This is a genomic window from Halomonas cupida (assembly GCF_900142755.1).
GTDB lineage: Bacteria > Pseudomonadota > Gammaproteobacteria > Pseudomonadales > Halomonadaceae > Halomonas > Halomonas cupida.
Genome location: NZ_FRCA01000001.1, coordinates 60,888 through 79,872, shown reverse-complemented (window position 1 = coordinate 79,872; position 18,985 = coordinate 60,888). Strand labels below are relative to the sequence as shown.

Annotated in this window: 16 protein-coding genes and 1 tRNA gene; 9 read left to right on the top strand and 8 right to left on the bottom strand. The window is 60.7% G+C overall.

From position 1 onward, the window contains the following. Position 1 precedes the first annotated feature (1 nt). The 7 genes from BUE38_RS00330 to BUE38_RS00300 all read left to right on the top strand — a co-directional run bounded on the left by BUE38_RS00330 (position 2) and on the right by BUE38_RS00300 (position 9,738). Entirely contained in the window at positions 2-856 is an 855-nt protein-coding gene (locus tag BUE38_RS00330) for an ATP-binding cassette domain-containing protein (RefSeq protein WP_073433048.1), read from the top strand. A 109-nt stretch (positions 857-965) separates the two neighbouring features. Beyond that, complete coding sequence (locus tag BUE38_RS00325) at positions 966-1,763, top strand: TIM barrel protein (protein ID WP_073433047.1); 798 nt, start codon at positions 966-968, stop codon at positions 1,761-1,763. Between the two features lie 118 nt (positions 1,764-1,881). Continuing rightward, the gene (locus BUE38_RS00320) at positions 1,882-3,834 is read left to right on the top strand and encodes a bifunctional 5-dehydro-2-deoxygluconokinase/5-dehydro-2-deoxyphosphogluconate aldolase (protein ID WP_073433046.1); all 1,953 of its coding nucleotides are present in this window, start codon (positions 1,882-1,884) and stop codon (positions 3,832-3,834) included. Then, a complete protein-coding gene (iolD, locus tag BUE38_RS00315) occupies positions 3,831-5,678 on the top strand; it encodes a 3D-(3,5/4)-trihydroxycyclohexane-1,2-dione acylhydrolase (decyclizing) (RefSeq protein WP_073433045.1) in 1,848 nt (615 codons plus the stop codon). Before BUE38_RS00320 ends, iolD begins: the two co-directional genes overlap by 4 nt. A gap of 153 nt (positions 5,679-5,831) precedes the next feature. Further along, the gene (gene iolE / locus BUE38_RS00310; protein ID WP_073433044.1) at positions 5,832-6,791 is read left to right on the top strand and encodes a myo-inosose-2 dehydratase; all 960 of its coding nucleotides are present in this window, start codon (positions 5,832-5,834) and stop codon (positions 6,789-6,791) included. Further along, positions 6,788-7,912, top strand: a complete 1,125-nt coding sequence (locus tag BUE38_RS00305) for a Gfo/Idh/MocA family protein (protein ID WP_073433043.1) — start codon at positions 6,788-6,790, stop codon at positions 7,910-7,912. The genes iolE and BUE38_RS00305 overlap by 4 nt, the downstream gene beginning before the upstream one ends. Positions 7,913-8,148: 236 nt before the next feature. Then, entirely contained in the window at positions 8,149-9,738 is a 1,590-nt protein-coding gene (locus tag BUE38_RS00300; protein WP_073433714.1) for an ABC-F family ATPase, read from the top strand. A 138-nt stretch (positions 9,739-9,876) separates the two neighbouring features. Here the strand turns inward: BUE38_RS00300 and BUE38_RS23200 are convergent, their stop codons facing one another. From BUE38_RS23200 to BUE38_RS00290, 3 genes are all read right to left on the bottom strand, one after another. Then, a complete protein-coding gene (locus tag BUE38_RS23200; RefSeq protein WP_218032522.1) occupies positions 9,877-10,005 on the bottom strand; it encodes a putative transporter small subunit in 129 nt (42 codons plus the stop codon). A 57-nt stretch (positions 10,006-10,062) separates the two neighbouring features. Further along, positions 10,063-11,763: a sodium:solute symporter family protein gene (locus tag BUE38_RS00295; RefSeq protein ID WP_073433042.1), complete on the bottom strand. Its 1,701-nt coding sequence runs from the start codon at positions 11,761-11,763 to the stop codon at positions 10,063-10,065. A gap of 692 nt (positions 11,764-12,455) precedes the next feature. After that, a tRNA-Ser gene (locus BUE38_RS00290) sits at positions 12,456-12,543 on the bottom strand. A 258-nt stretch (positions 12,544-12,801) separates the two neighbouring features. Between BUE38_RS00290 and BUE38_RS00285 the strand changes: the two genes are divergently transcribed. Continuing rightward, complete coding sequence (locus tag BUE38_RS00285) at positions 12,802-13,812, top strand: Ldh family oxidoreductase (RefSeq protein ID WP_073433041.1); 1,011 nt, start codon at positions 12,802-12,804, stop codon at positions 13,810-13,812. A 93-nt stretch (positions 13,813-13,905) separates the two neighbouring features. Further along, complete coding sequence (locus BUE38_RS00280) at positions 13,906-14,856, top strand: AEC family transporter (protein ID WP_073433040.1); 951 nt, start codon at positions 13,906-13,908, stop codon at positions 14,854-14,856. Positions 14,857-14,881: 25 nt separating this feature from the next. Here BUE38_RS00280 and BUE38_RS00275 read toward each other — a convergent pair whose 3' ends face one another. The 5 genes from BUE38_RS00275 to BUE38_RS00255 all read right to left on the bottom strand — a co-directional run bounded on the left by BUE38_RS00275 (position 14,882) and on the right by BUE38_RS00255 (position 18,776). Next, positions 14,882-15,403, bottom strand: coding sequence for a YiiD C-terminal domain-containing protein (locus tag BUE38_RS00275; protein WP_073433039.1), 522 nt, complete (start codon positions 15,401-15,403; stop codon positions 14,882-14,884). Positions 15,404-15,416: 13 nt separating this feature from the next. Beyond that, positions 15,417-15,974, bottom strand: coding sequence for a nitroreductase family protein (locus BUE38_RS00270; protein WP_073433038.1), 558 nt, complete (start codon positions 15,972-15,974; stop codon positions 15,417-15,419). Positions 15,975-16,094: 120 nt separating this feature from the next. Next, positions 16,095-16,946, bottom strand: coding sequence for an NADPH-dependent 7-cyano-7-deazaguanine reductase QueF (gene queF / locus BUE38_RS00265; RefSeq protein ID WP_234986720.1), 852 nt, complete (start codon positions 16,944-16,946; stop codon positions 16,095-16,097). A gap of 88 nt (positions 16,947-17,034) precedes the next feature. Next, positions 17,035-17,808, bottom strand: coding sequence for an ABC transporter permease (locus BUE38_RS00260; RefSeq protein WP_073433036.1), 774 nt, complete (start codon positions 17,806-17,808; stop codon positions 17,035-17,037). Next, positions 17,805-18,776: an ABC transporter ATP-binding protein gene (locus BUE38_RS00255; protein WP_073433035.1), complete on the bottom strand. Its 972-nt coding sequence runs from the start codon at positions 18,774-18,776 to the stop codon at positions 17,805-17,807. Before BUE38_RS00255 ends, BUE38_RS00260 begins: the two co-directional genes overlap by 4 nt. Positions 18,777-18,985 lie beyond the last annotated feature (209 nt).

Sequence of the window (18,985 nt, the reverse complement as noted above, 5' to 3'; positions counted from 1 at the left end):
AATGAGCGAACGTACCCCCATGATCGAGATGCGCAACGTCAGTAAACACTTCGGTAGTGTCATCGCCCTGAGCGACATCTCGATGCAGGTTCAGGCCGGCGAAGTGATGTGTCTGCTGGGCGACAACGGTGCCGGTAAATCGACTCTGATCAAGACACTCTCGGGCGTCCACCGCCCCACCGAGGGCGAACTGCTGCTGAACGGTGAGAGCGTCCGCTTCAAGTCTCCGGCCTATGCCCTGGATGCCGGCATCGCTACCGTCTTCCAGGACCTGGCGATGATTCCCTTGATGTCGATCACCCGTAACTTCTTCATGGGCCGGGAGCCCACAGTGGGCTGGGGCCCCCTGAAGCGCATCGACTGGAAGCGCGCCGATCGTATCGCCATGCAGGAGATGTCCAGAATCGGCATCGACGTTCGTGACCCCAGCCAGCCGGTGGGCACGCTGTCCGGCGGTGAGCGCCAGTGTGTGGCCATTGCCCGGGCGGTCTACTTCGGTGCCAGAGTGTTGATCCTCGATGAGCCGACCTCTGCCCTGGGCGTCAAGCAGGCCTCGGTGGTACTGCGCTACATCGCCAAGGCACGGTCCGATGGGCTGGCGGTGATCTTCATCACCCACAATGTTCATCATGCCTACCCGGTCGCCGATGCCTTCACCCTGCTGAAACGTGGCGGCAGCCTCGGCACCTTCCGCAAGGAGGAGATCAGCCGCGAGGAAGTGCTGAACATGATGGCCGGCGGTGCCGAACTGGAGAGCCTCGACGCCGAGCTGGCGGAGTTCCAGCAGAGCGACAGGCAGCAACAGCAGTCATCGGGTGCCAATGCGCCATCACTGAGTCAGGCTCCCAGCACATGATGACAGAGCCTCGGATAACAGGGCCCCATATGTCTGAGACCTGTCGGAGTCACGGTGACACCGCCCTGCTGTTTGCCCCCTTTCAGAAACCATGTCTGATGGAGCCTCTATGAGCGAGAGCAACCCGACATCTCCGTTCACTCTGGCGGTCTGCGCCGAGATGGTCTTTGTGGACCTGCCCACCGTCGAACGGGTGTCCAGGATCCATGAGCTGGGTTTCCAGGTGGAAATCTGGGACTGGACTCGCCATGACATCCAGGCCCTCGAGCAGACAGGCGCCACCTTCTCCTCCATGACCGGTTATATCGAGGGCAGTCTGGTGGATCGGGAAGGCGCTGAGCGCCTGGTGGAAACGGCCCGTGAGTCAATCAGCGTGGCCAGAAGACTGAACATCCCCCGCCTCAACCTGCACGGCACCGGCCTCGATGAAAGAGGTCTTCCGGTCAAGCCCGTCAGCCAGTTGACAGGATCGATGTGGATCCGCGCCCACGACACGCTCAACCGCCTGGCAGACCTTGCCCATGAGCATGATGTCACCTTCGTGCTGGAGAACCTCAACACTCAGGTCGACCACCCCGGAGTGCCCCTGGCCCGCGCCGACGAGGTGCTGGAGCTGGTGGCCAGCGTCGACCGCCCGGAGGTGCGCATGATGCTGGACCTCTATCACGCCCAGATCGGCGAAGGAAATCTGGTCAATCTCGTACATCGCTGCGCGCCCTGGATCGGCGAGGTGCAGGTCGCCGACGTACCCGGCCGCTGCGAGCCCGGTAGCGGTGAGATTCACTACCCCGCCATCGCTCGAGCGCTCAACGACATCGGCTATCGAGGCACCGTGGGGCTGGAGGGTTGGGCATCCGGTGAGGATGAACTGGCTCTGCAACGCTTCAAGGACGCCTTCTCCCTGTAGCCATCGTTGGAAAAACCAGATCAGCACAAAACGTCGCGTGCCCTTCGTGTATGAACCTGCTGGTTGAATTCAGGTGCAAGAACACGGCTCGAGGCGATACGTGATGCGGAGAGACGCTATGCAAGAAACCAACAACAACAACGACGCGCTGGACCTGATCTGCCTGGGTCGCGTCGCCGTTGATCTCTATGCCGAACAGATCGGCAGCCGTCTGGAAGACGTCTCGAGCTTTGCCAGATACCTGGGCGGCAGCTCGGGCAACATGGCCTACGGCACGGCTCGGCTGGGCCTCAACTCAGCCATGCTATCGCGGGTCGGCAACGAACAGATGGGCGGCTTCGTGCGCGAGGAGCTTCAGCGCGTCGGTGTCGATACCAGCGCCCTGCAGACCGACCCTCACCGCCACACCGGCCTGGTGCTGCTGGCACTCAAGGACCGTGACAGCTTCCCGCTGCTCTTCTATCGCCACGACTGCGCCGACATGGCCATCGATGCCGACGCCATCGATCCGGGGTTCATCGGCCGAGCCAGAGCACTGGCCATTACCGGTACCCACCTGTCCACCGAGACCACCGCCAGGGCATGTCGCAAGGCCCTGGACGCCGCCGCCGAGCATGGCCTCAAGCGCGTGCTGGATATCGACTATCGCCCGGTACTATGGGGCTTGACCTCCCCCGGTGACGGCGAGACCCGCTTTATCGCCGACGACCGGGTAACGGCAGACCTACAGGCCTGGCTCGGCGATTTCGACCTCATCGTCGGCACCGAAGAGGAATTCCACATCGCCGGCGGCAGCACCGACACCCTGATGGCCCTGAGTGCCGTCCGTCGGATCACTGATGCCACTCTGGTGTGCAAGCTCGGTGCTCAGGGCTGTGTGATCTTCGAGGGCGAGATTCCTGCGCACATCGAGGACGGGATCCTGGTCGAAGGCGTCAAGGTCGAAGTACTCAACGTGCTGGGTGCCGGAGATGCCTTCATGAGCGGGTTGTTGAGAGGCTGGTTGCGCGGCGAGGACTGGCAGACCAGTGCCACCTATGCCAATGCCTGCGGCGCCCTGGTGGTCTCACGCCATGGCTGTGCCCCGGCCATGCCCACTGAAGCCGAGCTGTTCGACTACCTGGCGCGTCGCACCGAGGTATCTCGCCCCGACCAGGACGCCCAACTCAACCATCTGCACCGAGTCACCACCCGCCATCCAGCAGACTGGCCCGAGGTCTGCGGGCTGGCCTTTGATCATCGTCGTCAGCTCACCGACATGGCGCGGGAGGTCCATGCCGACCCGGCCCGCATTCCGGCGCTGAAACAGTTGCTGGTGCGCGCCGCTGAAGAGGGAGCCAGACGTACCGGACTCACCACACCGGCCATCCTGGTCGATGATGTCTTTGGACAGGAGGCCCTCAACGACGCCACCGGCAAGGGTTGGTGGATCGGTCGCCCGGTGGAACTGCCCAGCTCACGTCCGCTGCGCTTCCAGCATGGTGACGACCTCGGCAGCCGTCTCCGTCACTGGCCACGTGAGCACATCATCAAATGCCTGGTGTTCTATCACCCTGACGATCCGGTAACGATGCGGCTCGACCAGGAGGCTCACCTGCGCCAGCTCTACCAGGCGGCCTGTGAACACGAGTTGGAGCTGTTGATCGAAGTGATTCCACCCAGCCACAGCAACGTCGATGACCACACCCTGGCGCGTTCTCTTCATCGCCTCTACAACCTGGGGATCCGCCCCGACTGGTGGAAGCTGCCACCATTGTCGGATAACGCCTGGCATGAGGTCAGCCAGACCATCGAAGCACAGGATCCTCACTGCCGAGGCGTGGTGCTGCTGGGACTGGATGCGCCCATGGAAGACATGAAACGCGGTTTCGCCGACGCCGCCCGCCACCGCTGGTGCAAGGGTTTCACGGTCGGCCGCACCCTGTTCACCGCTCCCTGTCGCGAGTGGCTTGCCGGCGATATCGACGATGCAGGATTGATTGACCGGGTGGCAGGCAACTACGCCGAGCTGATCAACACCTGGCAGCAACTGCGCCACCTCAAGACAACCACCGAGGAAGCCCTGTCATGAGCACCATTCGACTCACCATGGCCCAGGCGCTGGTCAAGTATCTGGCTGCCCAGCGTATCGAGCATGACGGTACCGAGGTGCCGCTGTTCGAAGGCGTCTTCGCCATCTTCGGTCACGGCAACGTGGCGGGGCTCGGCGAGGCGCTGTATCACGCCCGGGATGAGCTCCCCACCCTGCGGGCCCACAACGAACAGACCATGGCCCATGCGGCCATCGCCTTCGCCAGGGCCAACGGTCGGCGTCGGATGATGGCGGCTACCAGTTCCATCGGCCCCGGAGCCACCAACATGGTCACCGCGGCGGGCCTTGCTCACGCCAACCGCCTGCCGATTCTGCTGTTGCCCGGCGATACCTTTGCGACCCGCGACCCCGACCCGGTGCTTCAGCAGGTTGAGCACTTCGGCGACCCTTCGATTACGGTCAATGATTGCTTCCGGCCCGTATCACGCTATTTCGACCGCATCACAAGACCGGAGCAGCTTCTGACCAGCCTTCCTCAGGCTCTGGCTACACTGCTCGATCCGGAACATTGTGGCCCGGCAACACTGGCACTGCCCCAGGACGTTCAGACCTTCGCCTACGATTATCCCCAGAGTTTCTTCGAGCCCCGCGTACATCGCATCCGCCGTCCCCAGCCGGACCCTCGCCAGCTCGAGGAATCCGTCGCGGCACTCAGTCACGCCGAACGCCCGCTGATCATCGCCGGAGGCGGGGTTCACTACGCCGGAGCCTGCCAACGCCTCGCCGACTTTGCCCTTGCCCATGATGTGCCGGTCGCGGAGACCCAGGCCGGCAAGGGAGCTCTCCCTGCCGCCCACCCCAACGCAGTTGGGGCGATTGGCGTTACCGGCAGTGAAGCCGCCAATCGCCTTGCCGACCAGGCGGACGTGATCCTCGCCGTAGGGACGCGCCTGCAGGACTTCACCACCGGCTCCAGAGCACTGTTTGAACATGATGATCGAACGTTGGTGACGCTGAACGTGGGGTGTTTCGACAGTCAGAAGCATCGCGCCCTGCCATTGATCGGTGATGCCTTCGATGGGCTGGCCCTGCTCGATGCTCAACTTGAGCACTGGAAAGCCTCGCAGGAGTGGCGGGAGCGCACCGTCCGCCTCAAGCGGGACTGGGACGACGTGGTGACCAGGGTGACGGCAGATGATGGCCGCGAGCTTCCCACCGATGCTCAGGTGATCGGCGCCGTGAACCGCCAGGCCGGCGAGAATGGCACCGTGGTCTGCGCCGCCGGCGGCCTACCGGGTGAGCTGCACAAGCTGTGGCAGTGCTCCGGTCCCGGCAGCTACCACGTGGAATACGGCTACTCCTGCATGGGGTACGAGATCGCTGGTGGCCTGGGGGTCAAGATGGCCCACCCAGAGCGGGAGGTGTTCGTGATGGTCGGCGACGGCTCCTATCTGATGCACAACTCGGAGCTCGCCACCTCGGTCATGCTGGGCCACAAGCTTGTCGTGGTGGTTCTCGACAACAGAGGCTTCGGCTGCATCAACCGTCTGCAGCAGGCCACCGGTGGCGCCGGCTTCAACAATCTGCTCGACGACTGCCGCACGATCCCCGAAGGAGCTCCGAAAGTCGACTTCGCCGCCCACGCCCGTGCCCTGGGGTGCCAGGCCGAGTCTGTGCAGGGAATTGCCGAACTGGAGCAGGCACTCGAGCGAGCCCGTCGGGCCAGCAGCACCTATGTGATTGCGCTGGACACCGACCCGCTGCCCAGCACCGCTGAGGGCGGCGCCTGGTGGGAGGTGGCGGTGCCGGAGGTATCCCGGCGCGAGCAGGTGCAGAACGCGTATCAAGGCTATACCGAAGCCAAACGCCGCCAGCATCGATAAAGGCCACGGCATTCGACACCTGTGTTCGCCGAGCTGAGTGATTCCCCACCAATTCGGGGGTTCCGCAACGACGTTTTTCTCAACGATATTTTCCTCAACGACGAGACGGGCCGCATGGCCCGCATCATTTCCCTATAAGCCAGGAGCACATCCATGACCAGCGTACGCCTGGGGATCAACCCTCTGACCTGGACCAATGACGACCTGCCGAGCCTCGGTGGTAATACTCCGCTGGAGGTCTGCCTGGCGGAGGGACGCGAAGCCGGCTTCAGCGGTTTCGAGCTGGGTCACAAGTTCCCTCGTACATCCGACGAACTGTCCCGGGTTCTGGGTCGCCATCACCTTTCGCTGGTCTCCGGCTGGTATTCCGGCCGCCTGCTGGAACGTAGCCCGGAGGAGGAGATCGCGGCGGTTGAAGAGCACCTTCAGTTGCTCAAGCAGTGCGGCGCCAACGTGATGGTGTTCTGCGAGGTATCCCACTGCATCCACACGGATCAAGGCACGCCTCTATCCCGTCGACCGCATCTCAGCGATGCCGAATGGCAGCGTCTCACCAAGGGATTGGAGGTGGTCGGCGACTATCTAAGGCAACAGGGTGTCTATCTGGCCTATCACCATCATCTGGGCACCGTGGTGGAGAGCGAAGCCGACATCGAGCGGCTGATGGACAGCACCGGCGATTCGGTGGGCCTGTTGCTCGACTTCGGCCACCTGGTGGGAGCCGGCGGCGATCCGCTGGCGATTGCCGGGCGCTACGCCTCTCGGATCAAGCACGTGCACTGCAAGGACATGCGCTTTCCCGTACTCGATGAACTGCGCAACCGCGACAAGAGCTTCCTGGATGGCGTACTCGACGGCCTGTTCACCGTCCCCGGCGATGGTGACATCGACTTCCTGGCCACCCTGACGTCCCTCCGCAAGAGTGGCTACGAGGGCTGGCTGGTCGTTGAAGCCGAGCAGGATCCCGAAGTGGCACATCCCATGACCTATGCCCGATTGGGACATCGCAACCTGCGAGCGCTCGCCGAACAGGCGGGCTTCAGCGTCAACGAACAATCGAGTCACGAGACGCAGGCCCCGAGCTCGGTAGCGAACACAGCGAGGTTTGAATGAAGACACTGAAGTTCGGCCTGATCGGTACCGGCTTCATGGGCAAAGCTCACGCCATCGCCCTCAAGGCTGCTCCAGGCGTCTTTTCCCTGCCGGCGATCCCAGTCTGCGAGCTACTGGCCGACGTTGACGAAGCGGCCGCGGCACGCAAGGCAACCGAACTGGGATTCGCCCGCTCGACAGGCGACTGGCGAATGCTGGTGCAGGACCCGGACGTGGATGTGGTCGATATCTGCGCCCCCAACTTCCTGCACAAGGAGATGGCGCTGGCTGCCATCGCCGCAGGCAAGCACGTCTACGCCGAAAAACCGCTGGCACTCAGTGCCACCGATGCCGCAGAAATGGTCGCGGCCGCCGAGTCGGTCGGCGTCAGAACCCTGGTGGGTTTCAACTACATCCGCAATTCAGCCACCCAACTGGCCCGCGAGATCATCGCCAGTGGCGAGATCGGTGAACTAGTGCACTTCCGTGGTCGCCACAATGAGGATTATCTGGCCGATCCGGCCAGCCCCCTCGACTGGCACACTCGTCGCACCACCGCCGGGTCGGGAGCACTGGGTGACCTGGGTTCACACATTCTCAACATGGCCGAATACCTTACCGGCCAGCGCGTCGAGGAAGTCTTCGGCCAGTTGCAGACCGTGACGACTCGACGTCCGCTGGCCGACGGCAGCGGTGGATTTGGCACGGTGGAAAACGATGATCATGCCCAGGCGCTGCTGCGCTTCGACAGTGGTCTGATCGGCAACATCGAAACCTCACGGATCGCCACCGGACGCAAGATGGGGCTGGCCTATACGGTGACCGGGACTAGAGGCTCTCTTGTCTTCGATCAGGAACGCATGAGTGAGCTACAGCTCTACACCAGCGAGGGGCCCGAGGGACGACGCGGATTCCGCACCCTGTTGATCGGCCCGGAACACCCGGACTATGCAGCCTTCAGCCCTGCGCCCGGCCATGGTCTCGGCTACAACGACCAGAAGATCATCGAGATCCGCGACCTGGTGGAAGGTATTGTCTCCGGCCACCCCCTGTACCCGGACTTCCGCGAGGCCTGGCGGGTCAATCGCATGATCGATGCCATCGAAACCTCACATGCGGAGGGACGCTGGATAAGGATCTAGGCTGCGTCTGAGAAGCTGTGTCTGGGAGACGGTAACTGTAAACGGTATCTGCAAAGTGTCGGCACTCACTCATGAGCCGATGCTGGATCGCTACGGCCCTGGTATCGAATAGAATGGGAGCTTGGGTGGATAGCGCCATGGCCTGGCGCGTACAATATGCGCTCTACTTTGGTCGAAGCCGCTTGTCATGTCGGCCCAAGTCTCTCATTCATGTTCCTCCCGCGAGATTCTCCGCCGTGCTCTCTACCGCCAACATCACCATGCAGTTTGGCCCCAAGCCGCTGTTCGAGAACGTTTCTGTCAAATTCGGCCAGGGTCATCGCTACGGTCTGATCGGGGCCAACGGCTGTGGCAAGTCGACCCTGATCAAGATTCTCGGGGGCGACCTGGAGCCTACCAGCGGGCAGGTGATGAAAGGCGCCACCACACGACTGGGCAAGTTACGTCAGGATCAGTTCGCCTTCGAGAACGAGCGTGTCATCGATACGGTGATCATGGGTAACGACGAGCTGTGGTCTGTCGCGGCCGAGCGTGAGCGCATCTATTCGCTGGCCGAGATGAGTGAAGAAGATGGCATGGCGGTGGCTGATCTCGAAGTGCGCTTTGCCGAACTCGATGGCTATACCGCCGAGTCGCGTGCCGGTGAGTTGCTGCTTGGCCTGGGCATCCCCCTGGAACAGCATGATCAGCCGATGAGCGTGGTCGCTCCGGGCTGGAAGCTTCGGGTTCTGCTGGCCCAGGCCCTGTTCAGCGATCCCGACGTGCTGCTGCTGGATGAGCCGACCAACCATCTCGATATCAATACGATTCGCTGGCTTGAGGATATCCTCAAGGCGCGCTCGTCGACCATGATCATCATCTCTCACGATCGCCACTTCCTGAACAGCGTCTGTACCCACATGGCAGACCTGGACTACGGCGAGCTGCAGCTGTTTCCCGGCAACTATGATGAGTACATGACCGCTGCCACTCAGGCGCGCGAACGCCTGCATAGCGAGAATGCCAAGAAGAAGGCCGAAATTGCCGAGCTCAAGCAATTCGTCAGCCGCTTCTCGGCCAATGCCTCCAAGGCCAAGCAGGCGACCTCGCGCCAGCGCAAGATCGACAAGATCCAACTCGATGAGGTCAAGCCCTCATCACGCATCAGCCCCTTCATTCGCTTTGAGCAGAACAAGAAGATTCATCGCCAGGCGTTGGCGGTAGAAGCACTCTCCAAGGCCTGGGACGACAATGTACTGTTCGAGCGTTTTGGCCTGAGAGTCGAAGCGGGAGAACGCATCGCCATCATAGGGCCCAATGGCATCGGTAAGACCACCTTGCTCAACTGCCTGGTCGGCACGATGGCACCTGACGCCGGCGAGGTGAAATGGACCGATGCGGCTGAAGTCGGTTATTTCGCTCAGGACCACGCGGCGGACTTCGACGGTGGCGAGACGCTGTTCGAATGGATGCAGCAATGGACGACCGCCGGTGAACAGACAGTACGTGGCGCCCTCGGCCGGATGTTGTTCTCCAACGACGATATCGGCAAGTCTGTCAAAGTCATTTCAGGTGGGGAGCAAGGACGTATGCTGTTCGGCAAACTCTCGCTGCAAAACCCCAATGTGCTGGTCATGGATGAGCCCACCAACCACCTGGACATGGAGTCCATCGAGGCGCTCAACCTGGCATTGGAGAACTATCCCGGCACCCTGATTTTCGTTAGCCACGACCGAGAGTTCGTCGGCTCGCTGGCCACGCGCATCATCGAGATGAAAGACGATGGCATCGTCGATTTCAGCGGTAGCTATGATGACTACCTCCGCAGTCAGGGCGTGTTCGGCTAAGCCTCTTCTTTCCTTTACTCAATGCCCCCTCCGAGGCCTTTCCCTCAGAGGGGGCAATGTACTCATTCAGATCATGACCCTCGAGCCAGCATCAGCATCAGCGTCAGACTCACGACTGGACCGAGAGTATAAATGTCCTCAGACAAGCGATCTGCGCTGGCGACGAGCGTCGCACCAATCACGCCATACGGCACGGCAGATCAATGCCAGCACGCCCAGTGTCAGGGCCGGCCAGATCAGTACGTAGGTGGCAAAGATGATAGTCATGATAGAACTCCATTGAATGGGCGGCGGTTCACGACGCCATGGTATCCAGGATGTGAATCAGCGCTGCGTAGCGAGTGAGACCGGCGCTGGCTCGTTGGCCGGATTCCCCGTCCCTCCATCGTCGAGATGATTGTCATAGTTCCCGACCCGCTCACGAATGCTGTTGAAATCGAAATGCTCGCGGCTGGTCAGGCTCATCGCTATGCACACCAGAGTGCTGGTGCCATAGGCGGTCAAGGACGCCAGCAGCACGGTATAGTCGCGCAGGAACCCCGTGGCGAAGATCAGCATCGCCAGTAACGCCAGTATTCCTGCGGTGAAACCGATTACGCGGCCAAGGAAGCCGAAAGCCATCAGGCCGATGATGACCCCGCCGCCGACGCTGGCCAGAACCTCGAAAATCAATCCTGTTATCCCCGACAGCGGCACCCACTCAAAGCGAGCCACGCAGAACACCAGCATGGCGACAATCACCGAAGTGGTGAAGGCCGCGTTGGTGACCCGGTCCCAGAAGCAGCTGGCTATCACGGGGAAAACGATGGCCCCCCACAATGCACCGACGAATACCAGCATCACCAGGATATCCAGCGAGAAGCTGGCAAAGACAATACCGACCGCAGTGGCGATGATCATGGTCAGCCGCCCTACCAACAGCATGCGTTCAGGATTAGGCTTGCCCCGGGCGATATTCTTGCCGTAAACATCGGCCATCATGATGGCCGACAGTGCCGAAAGATCGGAATCGGCAGTCGAAGACAGTGAGCCAATCACCAGAATGAAGAACAACGCAATGAACAGCGGCGGTAGGTAACCCGATACCATCTGCGGGATCAGATTGTTCATGTCACCGTTCAAGGGCTCGATACCCAGCGTCAGTGCCATCAACCCGATCATTCCAAGACCAATAACGATGGCACCATAACCAATGGTGGCAGTGAGGAAGGTCGGCTTGATGTGCTCTTCCTTGACCGCGAACAGACGCTGGGAAATAGTCTGGTTGCCGATGGCATAGGCCAGCACGGCGACGAAGAAAGGCGCGCCCTGGTTGAGAACAGCATCGACGGAAAAGAAGTTGGCCTGCTCGGCGCTCAGGTTGTCCAGGCCGGCGACCAGTTCGCTCGGCCCCCCCATGGCGAAGAACACTGCGGGAATTATCACCACGGCGATGGCCATCAGGGCGACCAATTGAGCAAAGTCGGTAAGCACCGAAGCACGAAAGCCTGACCACAGGGTATAAAGCAGCACGCCAACACCGGCAATGATTACCCCGGCCTGGAAGGATAGTGGCGAGAGTACCGAGACCAACGCCCCGGCAGCCGTGAAGTTGACCATCAGGCTGATGATGCTGCCCATCAGGTTGGACAGAGCCAGAATCAGTTGGCTGGAAGAGCCGTGGCGGGCATGGATCAGCTCGCCCAGGGTATGGGCATCAGGAGCAAGCTTGCGAAAACGTCGACCGAAGGGATAGATGAACAGAATCATCAGAGCGCCCCACAGCCCGTAGTGGATGGGGCCCGAGACGCCGTAGGTATAACCCGACGTCGCGGCGGCGTAGAAGGAAGCCGCCCAGATCCAGGTCGCAGTCATGCTGGCCGCACCGATACCGAAACCTACACGATGATTGGAGACCATAAAGGCATCGGCATCTTCTTTCTTCTTGCGAATGCCGAGTGTCAGCAGGTAGGTGCCGCCGTAGAAGGCAAGCATCAGCAGAATGACCGTCAGGGTCGAGAATTGATGAAGTGATGCGTTGTTCAAGAGCAACCTCTAGGTGGGTGGAACGGAAGCGCGTCACCAGCGCCGCTACTTGTCGGCGGGCGCTGGACGCAGTGAAGAGATGCCGTGATAACACGAGTAACGCGCACGACGAGATGACCCCGATCGGCCTGAAAAGCTGGGTGCCGGAGTAATACAAAGCGCGCTGTCGGCCGTCATGGCGGCAGAGGCAGGAAACGTCGTGGAATCGACGTCAGAAGAATGGCGGTGGGCGGCGCGGCATGCAGCGGCCCTGATCAGCATAATGGGGCGACATGAATTTCCTCTCTATCGATAACGTCGGCGACAGGCAGTCGAAAATGCCGGAGATCGCGTCATCATCGTGGTAGTGAGACCAATACATTCCATTGCGGAATGATGCCGGGTCAATGAGGTACAGCGATACGACCCGAGGCCGCTACCCTAATACGTTGCAGGCAAGATGTCCAATTGGCACCTATCGCGCCGACTTCTCCCTAAAAACTCAGGGGAACGACACAGCACCATCGAGCTGGTTTCGGCCACTCACTCTCCAGACGGAGCATGGCATGGGGGATATGAAATGTCGTCATGCACTCACAGCGGCAGGCTGCAGCAATTCAAGAAGCAGACCCACGGGCTAGAGAGTGCAGCGCAGCGGAATATAGCCAAAAAAAGAAGGCCGCTGAAACAATCAGCGGCCTTCCTTGAATTCGTGGCGGAGGGGGAGGGATTCGAACCCTCGAAGCCTTTCGACTTACACACTTTCCAGGCGTGCTCCTTCGACCACTCGGACACCCCTCCGCATTGTCATCCCGGGACAATCGCCCGCGCCGTGCGCTGCGTTTCGTTCAGGACGGCGCATACTCTACCGACTTAAGTTCGCGATTGCAAGAGAATTTCTGGTCTCCCCAACGCGATCCTCGTTCCGTTGGCGATATCGGCCCGTCATCGACGGAAGTGGCATGGAGAGCTTCAACAGGAAGCTTTACCTTAAGGCACTAATCTTGAGCTTGATAACAACCATTCCTCTCCTCGGCCGACAGGCTCCCAAGGAAAATCATGTCCGACACCGTTACATTGACCCTGCAGCAGGCTGAGCAACTCAGCCTCGACATTCTGACCCGCAATGGCTTCAGCGATGCCCATGCTGCTGCCATTACACGTAGCGTGCTGGCCGCCCAACGCGACGAGTGCCACTCCCATGGCCTGTATCGCATCCTCAACTGTGTTGAAACAGCTCGCCTCGGCGCCATCGACCCACGTGCCGAACCGGAAGTCATCGACCAGGCGCCAGCCGTTGTCAGGGTCAATGCACATCAAGGCTGTTCCCTGCTGTCACTGGAGCAGGGCCTGCCGCTATTGGTGGCCAAGGCAAGGACAACCGGCATTGCGCTGCTGGGCATCAACAACAGTTTCCACTTCTCTGCACTGTGGCCGGAAGTCGAAGCGCTTTCCGCACAGGGTCTGGTCGGCATTGCCATGACTCCCAGCCATGCTTTCGTTGCTCCCGCCGGTGGCCGCAAGCCCCTGTTCGGCACCAATCCCATCGCCTTTTCCTGGCCTCGGCCGGGCAAGACTCCCTATACCTTCGACTTCGCCACCAGCGTGGTGGCGCGTGGAGAAATCGAGCTGCACCGTCGCGCGGGAGAGAAGATCCCTGATCACTGGGCGGTGGATGTCGACGGCAACCCCACCACTAGCCCCGAGGAAGCCCTGGCAGGTGCCATGCTGACCTTCGGGGGCTACAAGGGGTCGGCACTGTCGACCATGATCGAACTACTGGCTGGCCCCTTGATTGGCGACCTGTTGGGTCATGAAACCCAGGCAGCCACCGCCGAGGGCGACAGCAAGCCGTTTCACGGTGAACTGCTGATTGCCATTGCTCCCGAGGTCCTGTTGGGTGACCAGGCCGCCCAGCACCTCTCTCATGCGGAGCGGCTGTTCGACGGGATCATTGATCAGGATGCCCGCCTGCCCTCCCAACGTCGCTATGCGGCAAGGGAGCGTAGCCTGGCCAATGGCGTCACCATTCCCGAGGCACTGCACTTCGAACTCAAGGCTCTGCTGTAGGGCCATGCCCTTCGCGCCTGACGGCGCAGCGCGATCTCCTGTCGGGGGTCGCGTTTTCGAGCTGAGGTTCGTGTCCAGGCCAGGGGGACGCTCTTGCTGCATACGCTAGCCATCATGGCCCCCATCATCCTGCTGATGGGGCTGGGGTATACCGCGGCGCACATCAGGCTCATCAACCGTGAGCAGATACAAGGCATCGGTCAGTTGGTGATGTACTTCGCCCTGCCCGCACTGATCATTCGGGCACTCACCGACAATCCTCTTGGCGAGACGCTGAATCCACGCTACCTACTGGCCTATGGGCTGGGATCGGCGCTGCTGTTCATTCCGGTCTTGCTCTGGATGCAGAGACGGCGCAGTGAATCGCTGTCCAGCGCCGCGATGTATGCCCTTGGCGCCTCGGCCTCCAACAGCGCATTCACCGGTTACCCGATAGCCTCCATGGTACTGGGGCCATCTGCGGCAACGTTTCTGGCACAGAACATGATCATCGAGAATCTGCTGATTCTACCGGCAGCATTGATTGTCGCCGAGCTGGGGCAACGCCAGGGCGGAAGCGGACTCGATCTGCTGCGGACCATCGGCGGGCGCCTGATACGCAACCCGCTGCTGCTGGCACTGGGCGTGGGAATATCGATGGCCCTACTGGATGTACGGTTGCCTGCCCCATTGGATCAGGTTATCGACATGCTGGCCGATGCCACCGCACCGACGGCATTGTTTGCCGTGGGTGGCGCGCTGTATGGACTTCAAGTCAGAGGAATGGTCGGCAGCGTCAGCCTGATCGTGCTCGGCAAGCTGATCCTTCATCCCCTGGCGATACTGATCATGTTCTCGTTGATCATGCCGGGGGAGACTGATGTCCTTGTCGGGGCACTGCTGTTTGCCAGTGTTCCCATGATCAGCATCTTTCCGCTCATCTGCCAACGCTATTCAATGGGCAGCATCGGGGCTGGAGCCCTGTTCACTGCCTCGCTGGCATCCTTCGCAACCATCACCTGTCTCATCGCACTGATGAGCCGCTATAGCCTGCCTCCAGGGTAACGGTTTGCTTCCCGGACAACGCTGGTCACTTCAAGACAACATAGTCGCCGCTGGCTTCCAGACACAGGGTGTCGCCACACCAGAGTTGCTGGGCCAGGGCGATACGCCCCCGCCCCTTCTGATCAAGCTGTTCCGCGAGTCGCTCGGCAGCACCGCTCTCTGCCGGCATGCAGATCATTTGATAGTCCGCCGTGACCGGGGCCAGAAATTTCTGGCTGGCGGTTGCCACCACCACGTCACGCAGAATACCGCGTCGACGCAGCCAGAGTGTTGTCCAGCACCAGCCCAGCAAGGTGGTCTGGGCAGTCAGGGCTCCGCCGAAGCCGGTGCCCTTGTCGTTGAGGTTGGGGTCGAGCGCCAGCGACCAACTGAGCTGATCTCCATCGCGCTGCATGTGCTGAATGCCCATGGCATTGACCATGGGGATGGCCTTGCCCAGCCAGTCGAGGAAGACTTCCGGACGGTCCTCTCCACCCGCCTCCGGCAAGGGCAAGCGCGGATGTGCCACGCCGATTTCACGTTGCTGACAAGCCGCTTCCAGTGCCATGCGTCTCCTGCTCCTACCAGCGTTCGACAAAGGACTCGACATCATGCTCGACAATCGGCTTGTGACGCCCGCCAAGCTGACCGAGATAGATGAAGGCCACCAGCTCGTCATTGTCCCCCAGGCGCAACCCCTTGCGCACGGTGTCATCGAAGGCGTACTTGCCGCTGCGCCACATGGCTCCAAGGCCAAGGGCATGCGCCGCGAGCAGAATGCCATGGGCGGCACAGCCTGCCGAGATCACCTGCTCGACCTTCGGTACTCCGGGCACCTCGGGAGTCACCTTTGCGACGACGCCAATCACCATGGGCGCACGCTTGGGCTTGAGGCGTGCGGCATTGAGGGTATCGTCGCTGGCACTCGGGTCCTCACGAAACTCGGCTTCAGCGAACAATTCGCCCAGACGATCCAGTCCTTCGCCGGCAAACTCGATAAAGCGCCAGGGGCGCAGTTCCTTGTGGTCCGGCGCCCGCAGGGCCGCCCGGTATAGCGTCTCGAGTTGCTCCCGGCTGGGCGCCGGCCCGACCAGCTTACCCATGGAACTGCGTTCATGCAGAAGCGTTATGGCATCCATTGTTGGCTTCATGTTTGCTGTCTCCATGCTTGCTGTCTCCGTCCTCGGCAACTCGATGGCGGGTTAGAGAGGATCATGCCCTCTCCTCCCCTATGCGAAAGACCCTACCAGAGTACTCAATTACTGTCGTGCGAGGCGCAATGGCAGGGGTGGCACCTCTCCGGGTGTACCGCGCCACGGACTGATATCCAGCCCACCGCGACGAACATAGCGGGCCATGACCAGCAGACGCTCTGGACGAGCGTGGTGCATCAGATCGGTGAAGATATGCTCCACACAATGCTCATGAAAATCCTGATGCTGGCGGTAGCCGATGATGTAGCGCAACAGGCCATGACGATCGAGCCTGGGGCCACGATAACGGATCATCACGCTGCCCCAATCGGGCTGGCCCGTCACCGGGCAGTTGGACTTGAGCAGGTGCGAGGTCAGCGTTTCCTCGACAATCTCGTCACCCACCTTGAGATGCGCGACGCTCGGCGTATAGCTCTCGACCTCGATATCCAGGTCATCGATACACTCACCGGGCAGCGCACGCGGCGCCAGCTCGGCATCATCCACCGCCAGTAGATCCACACACAGTTCGGCTTCAGCCGCCTGTGACAGATCCCGGGTGAGCGCCTCTATCACTGCAGCATGATCATCGAAGCGGGTCTGGTTGAAGCTGTTGAGGTACAGCTTCCATGACTTCGACTCGATCAGGTTGGGGGACTCGGCCGGTAGGCGGAAGCGCGCCACGGCGACAATCGGCTTGCCCTTGCGGTTCAGCCACGACAACTCGAAGGCATGCCACTCGTCTTCACCGATGAATGGCAGGTTGCCCTCCTCGATGCCCAGTGGTGCCCGATTGGCGGCACGGGGAATCGGAAACAGCAGGCCAGGATCATAGTGCTCGGGATAGTCCGACTCACGCCCCAGGGGCGCATGTTTCAGGGTCTCCGGCCGCTGACCGGATGTGGATAACTCACTCACTGCACAGCCCTCAACGGCATATGTCATACATCAACAATTTTCATGATATCTCAAGCACGGGGCTCAAGGCAGGAAACCTGATCGACAATCAGCTGCGAATACCCTTGCCGTTTTCCAGCATCCACAGGGCAAGGGTGAAGAGCGCGACAATAAAGCCCATGATCGCCGCCAGCGCCCACCCCACGGGAATATCCGAGACCCCCAGAAAACCGAAGCGGAAGACGTTGACCATGTACAGGATCGGGTTGAGCATCGAGGCGCCCTGCCAGAAGGCCGGCAGCAACGAGATCGAGTAGAACACTCCGCCCAGATAGGTCAGTGGCGTCAGTACGAAGGTCGGGATGATCGAGATGTCATCGAACTTCTTGCCGAGCAGCGCGTTGATGAAGCCACCAATGGCGAACAGCGCAGCCGTCAGCACCACCACCAGAATCGTCAGCAACGGATGCGCCACCTCGATACGGGTAAAGAACAGAGACACCCCGGTGACGATGATGCCCACGCCCAGTCCGCGCGCCATCCCACCGAGCACAAACCCCGCAAGGATCACCCAGTTGGGCATCGGCGAGACCATCATTTCCTCGACGCTGCGCTGGAACTTGTTGGAGAAGAATGACGAGGCCACGTTGGAGTAGCTGTTGGTGATGACCGACATCATGATCAGGCCGGGGACAATGAAGTCCATATAGCTGTAACCGTCCATCTCACCAATACGCGAGCCGATCAGGTTACCGAAGATGATGAAGTACATTGTCATGGTGATCGAAGGCGGCAGCAGTGTCTGCGGCCAGATCCGCGTGAAGCGCTTGATCTCCTTGACCACCAGGGTCCACAGGGCAATGGCTATCTGACTCGGGTTCATCCACGAAACTCCTTGCTGCCGCCCTTCTGACCGTTACGTTGCTGAGCGTTCCCCTTCTCGACCATGGACACGAACATCTCCTCCAGGCGGTTGGCACGATTGCGCATCGACATCACCTGCACGCCTTCACGGCCCAGTACCTCGAACACGTCGTTGAGACGCTGTCCACGATGCACCATCACCGAAAGCTGGTTGTCATCGACACGCTTGACCTCGAAGCCCTCGATCTTCGGCACATGGGCCAGAGGCGCCGCCAGATCGAACAGGAAGGTTTCGGTATCGAGCTCGGCCAGCAGCTCTCGCACGCTGGTATTACGCACGATCTCGCCTTGATTGATGATACCAACGTGACGACAGAGGCTCTCGGCCTCTTCGAGATAATGCGTGGTGAGAATGATGGTGGTGCCTTCCTCTCGATTGATGCGACGCATGTAGTCCCACATACTGCGGCGCAATTCGATATCCACTCCGGCGGTGGGCTCGTCGAGAATCAGCAACCTGGGGCGGTGCATCAGCGCGCGCGCAATCATCAGGCGCCGCTTCATGCCACCGGAGAGCATGCGTGCACTGCCCTTGCGCTTGTCCCACAGACTGAGATCGCGCAGCAGGCTCTCGGCACGCGGCAACGCCTCGCGGCGCGACATGCCGTAATAACCGGCCTGAGCCAGCACGATATCCAGCACGTTCTCGAATTGATTGAAGTTGAACTCCTGGGGCACCACGCCCAGGTGATACTTGGCACGGGCAAAGTCTTCATCGATATCGATACCGAAGATCTTCACCTTGCCGGCAGTCTTCTGTACCAGCGAGCAGACCACGCCCAATGTGGTGGACTTGCCTGCTCCATTGGGCCCGAGCAGTGCATAGAAATCGCCCTGTTGAACATCGAGATCGATGCCCTTGAGGGCCTGAAAGCCATTACCGTAGACCTTGGTCAGGCCACGGATGGACAGCGCCGGTTCGGCCATGAGCAAATCCTGGAGAATGTCGGAGAAGTCCGTACCCACCGCACTCAGCGAGAACGGTCAATGCAGACAAAAAGATAGAAGGCTTAGCATATGAGGGCGAAGCATTACCACTTCAAGGGTAGCGCGTCTCGTCCGTCGTGCAGATGAAATTCAAGCGCCGGACATGACAGAAATGCCGATTGGCATGAGGCCCCATGGCCCGCCAACAG

Bases quoted from the DNA above. Each gene is read 5' to 3' on its own strand.
- BUE38_RS00330 (WP_073433048.1), top strand. From the start codon at position 2: ATGAGCGAACGTACCCCCATGATCGAGATGCGCAACGTCAGTAAACAC.
- BUE38_RS00325 (WP_073433047.1), top strand. From the start codon at position 966: ATGAGCGAGAGCAACCCGACATCTCCGTTCACTCTGGCGGTCTGCGCC.
- BUE38_RS00320 (WP_073433046.1), top strand. From the start codon at position 1,882: ATGCAAGAAACCAACAACAACAACGACGCGCTGGACCTGATCTGCCTG.
- iolD (WP_073433045.1), top strand. From the start codon at position 3,831: ATGAGCACCATTCGACTCACCATGGCCCAGGCGCTGGTCAAGTATCTG.
- iolE (WP_073433044.1), top strand. From the start codon at position 5,832: ATGACCAGCGTACGCCTGGGGATCAACCCTCTGACCTGGACCAATGAC.
- BUE38_RS00305 (WP_073433043.1), top strand. From the start codon at position 6,788: ATGAAGACACTGAAGTTCGGCCTGATCGGTACCGGCTTCATGGGCAAA.
- BUE38_RS23200 (WP_218032522.1), bottom strand. From the start codon at position 10,005: ATGACTATCATCTTTGCCACCTACGTACTGATCTGGCCGGCCCTGACA.
- BUE38_RS00285 (WP_073433041.1), top strand. From the start codon at position 12,802: ATGTCCGACACCGTTACATTGACCCTGCAGCAGGCTGAGCAACTCAGC.
- BUE38_RS00275 (WP_073433039.1), bottom strand. From the start codon at position 15,403: ATGGCACTGGAAGCGGCTTGTCAGCAACGTGAAATCGGCGTGGCACAT.
- BUE38_RS00270 (WP_073433038.1), bottom strand. From the start codon at position 15,974: ATGGATGCCATAACGCTTCTGCATGAACGCAGTTCCATGGGTAAGCTG.
- BUE38_RS00260 (WP_073433036.1), bottom strand. From the start codon at position 17,808: ATGAACCCGAGTCAGATAGCCATTGCCCTGTGGACCCTGGTGGTCAAG.
- BUE38_RS00255 (WP_073433035.1), bottom strand. From the start codon at position 18,776: ATGGCCGAACCGGCGCTGTCCATCCGTGGCCTGACCAAGGTCTACGGT.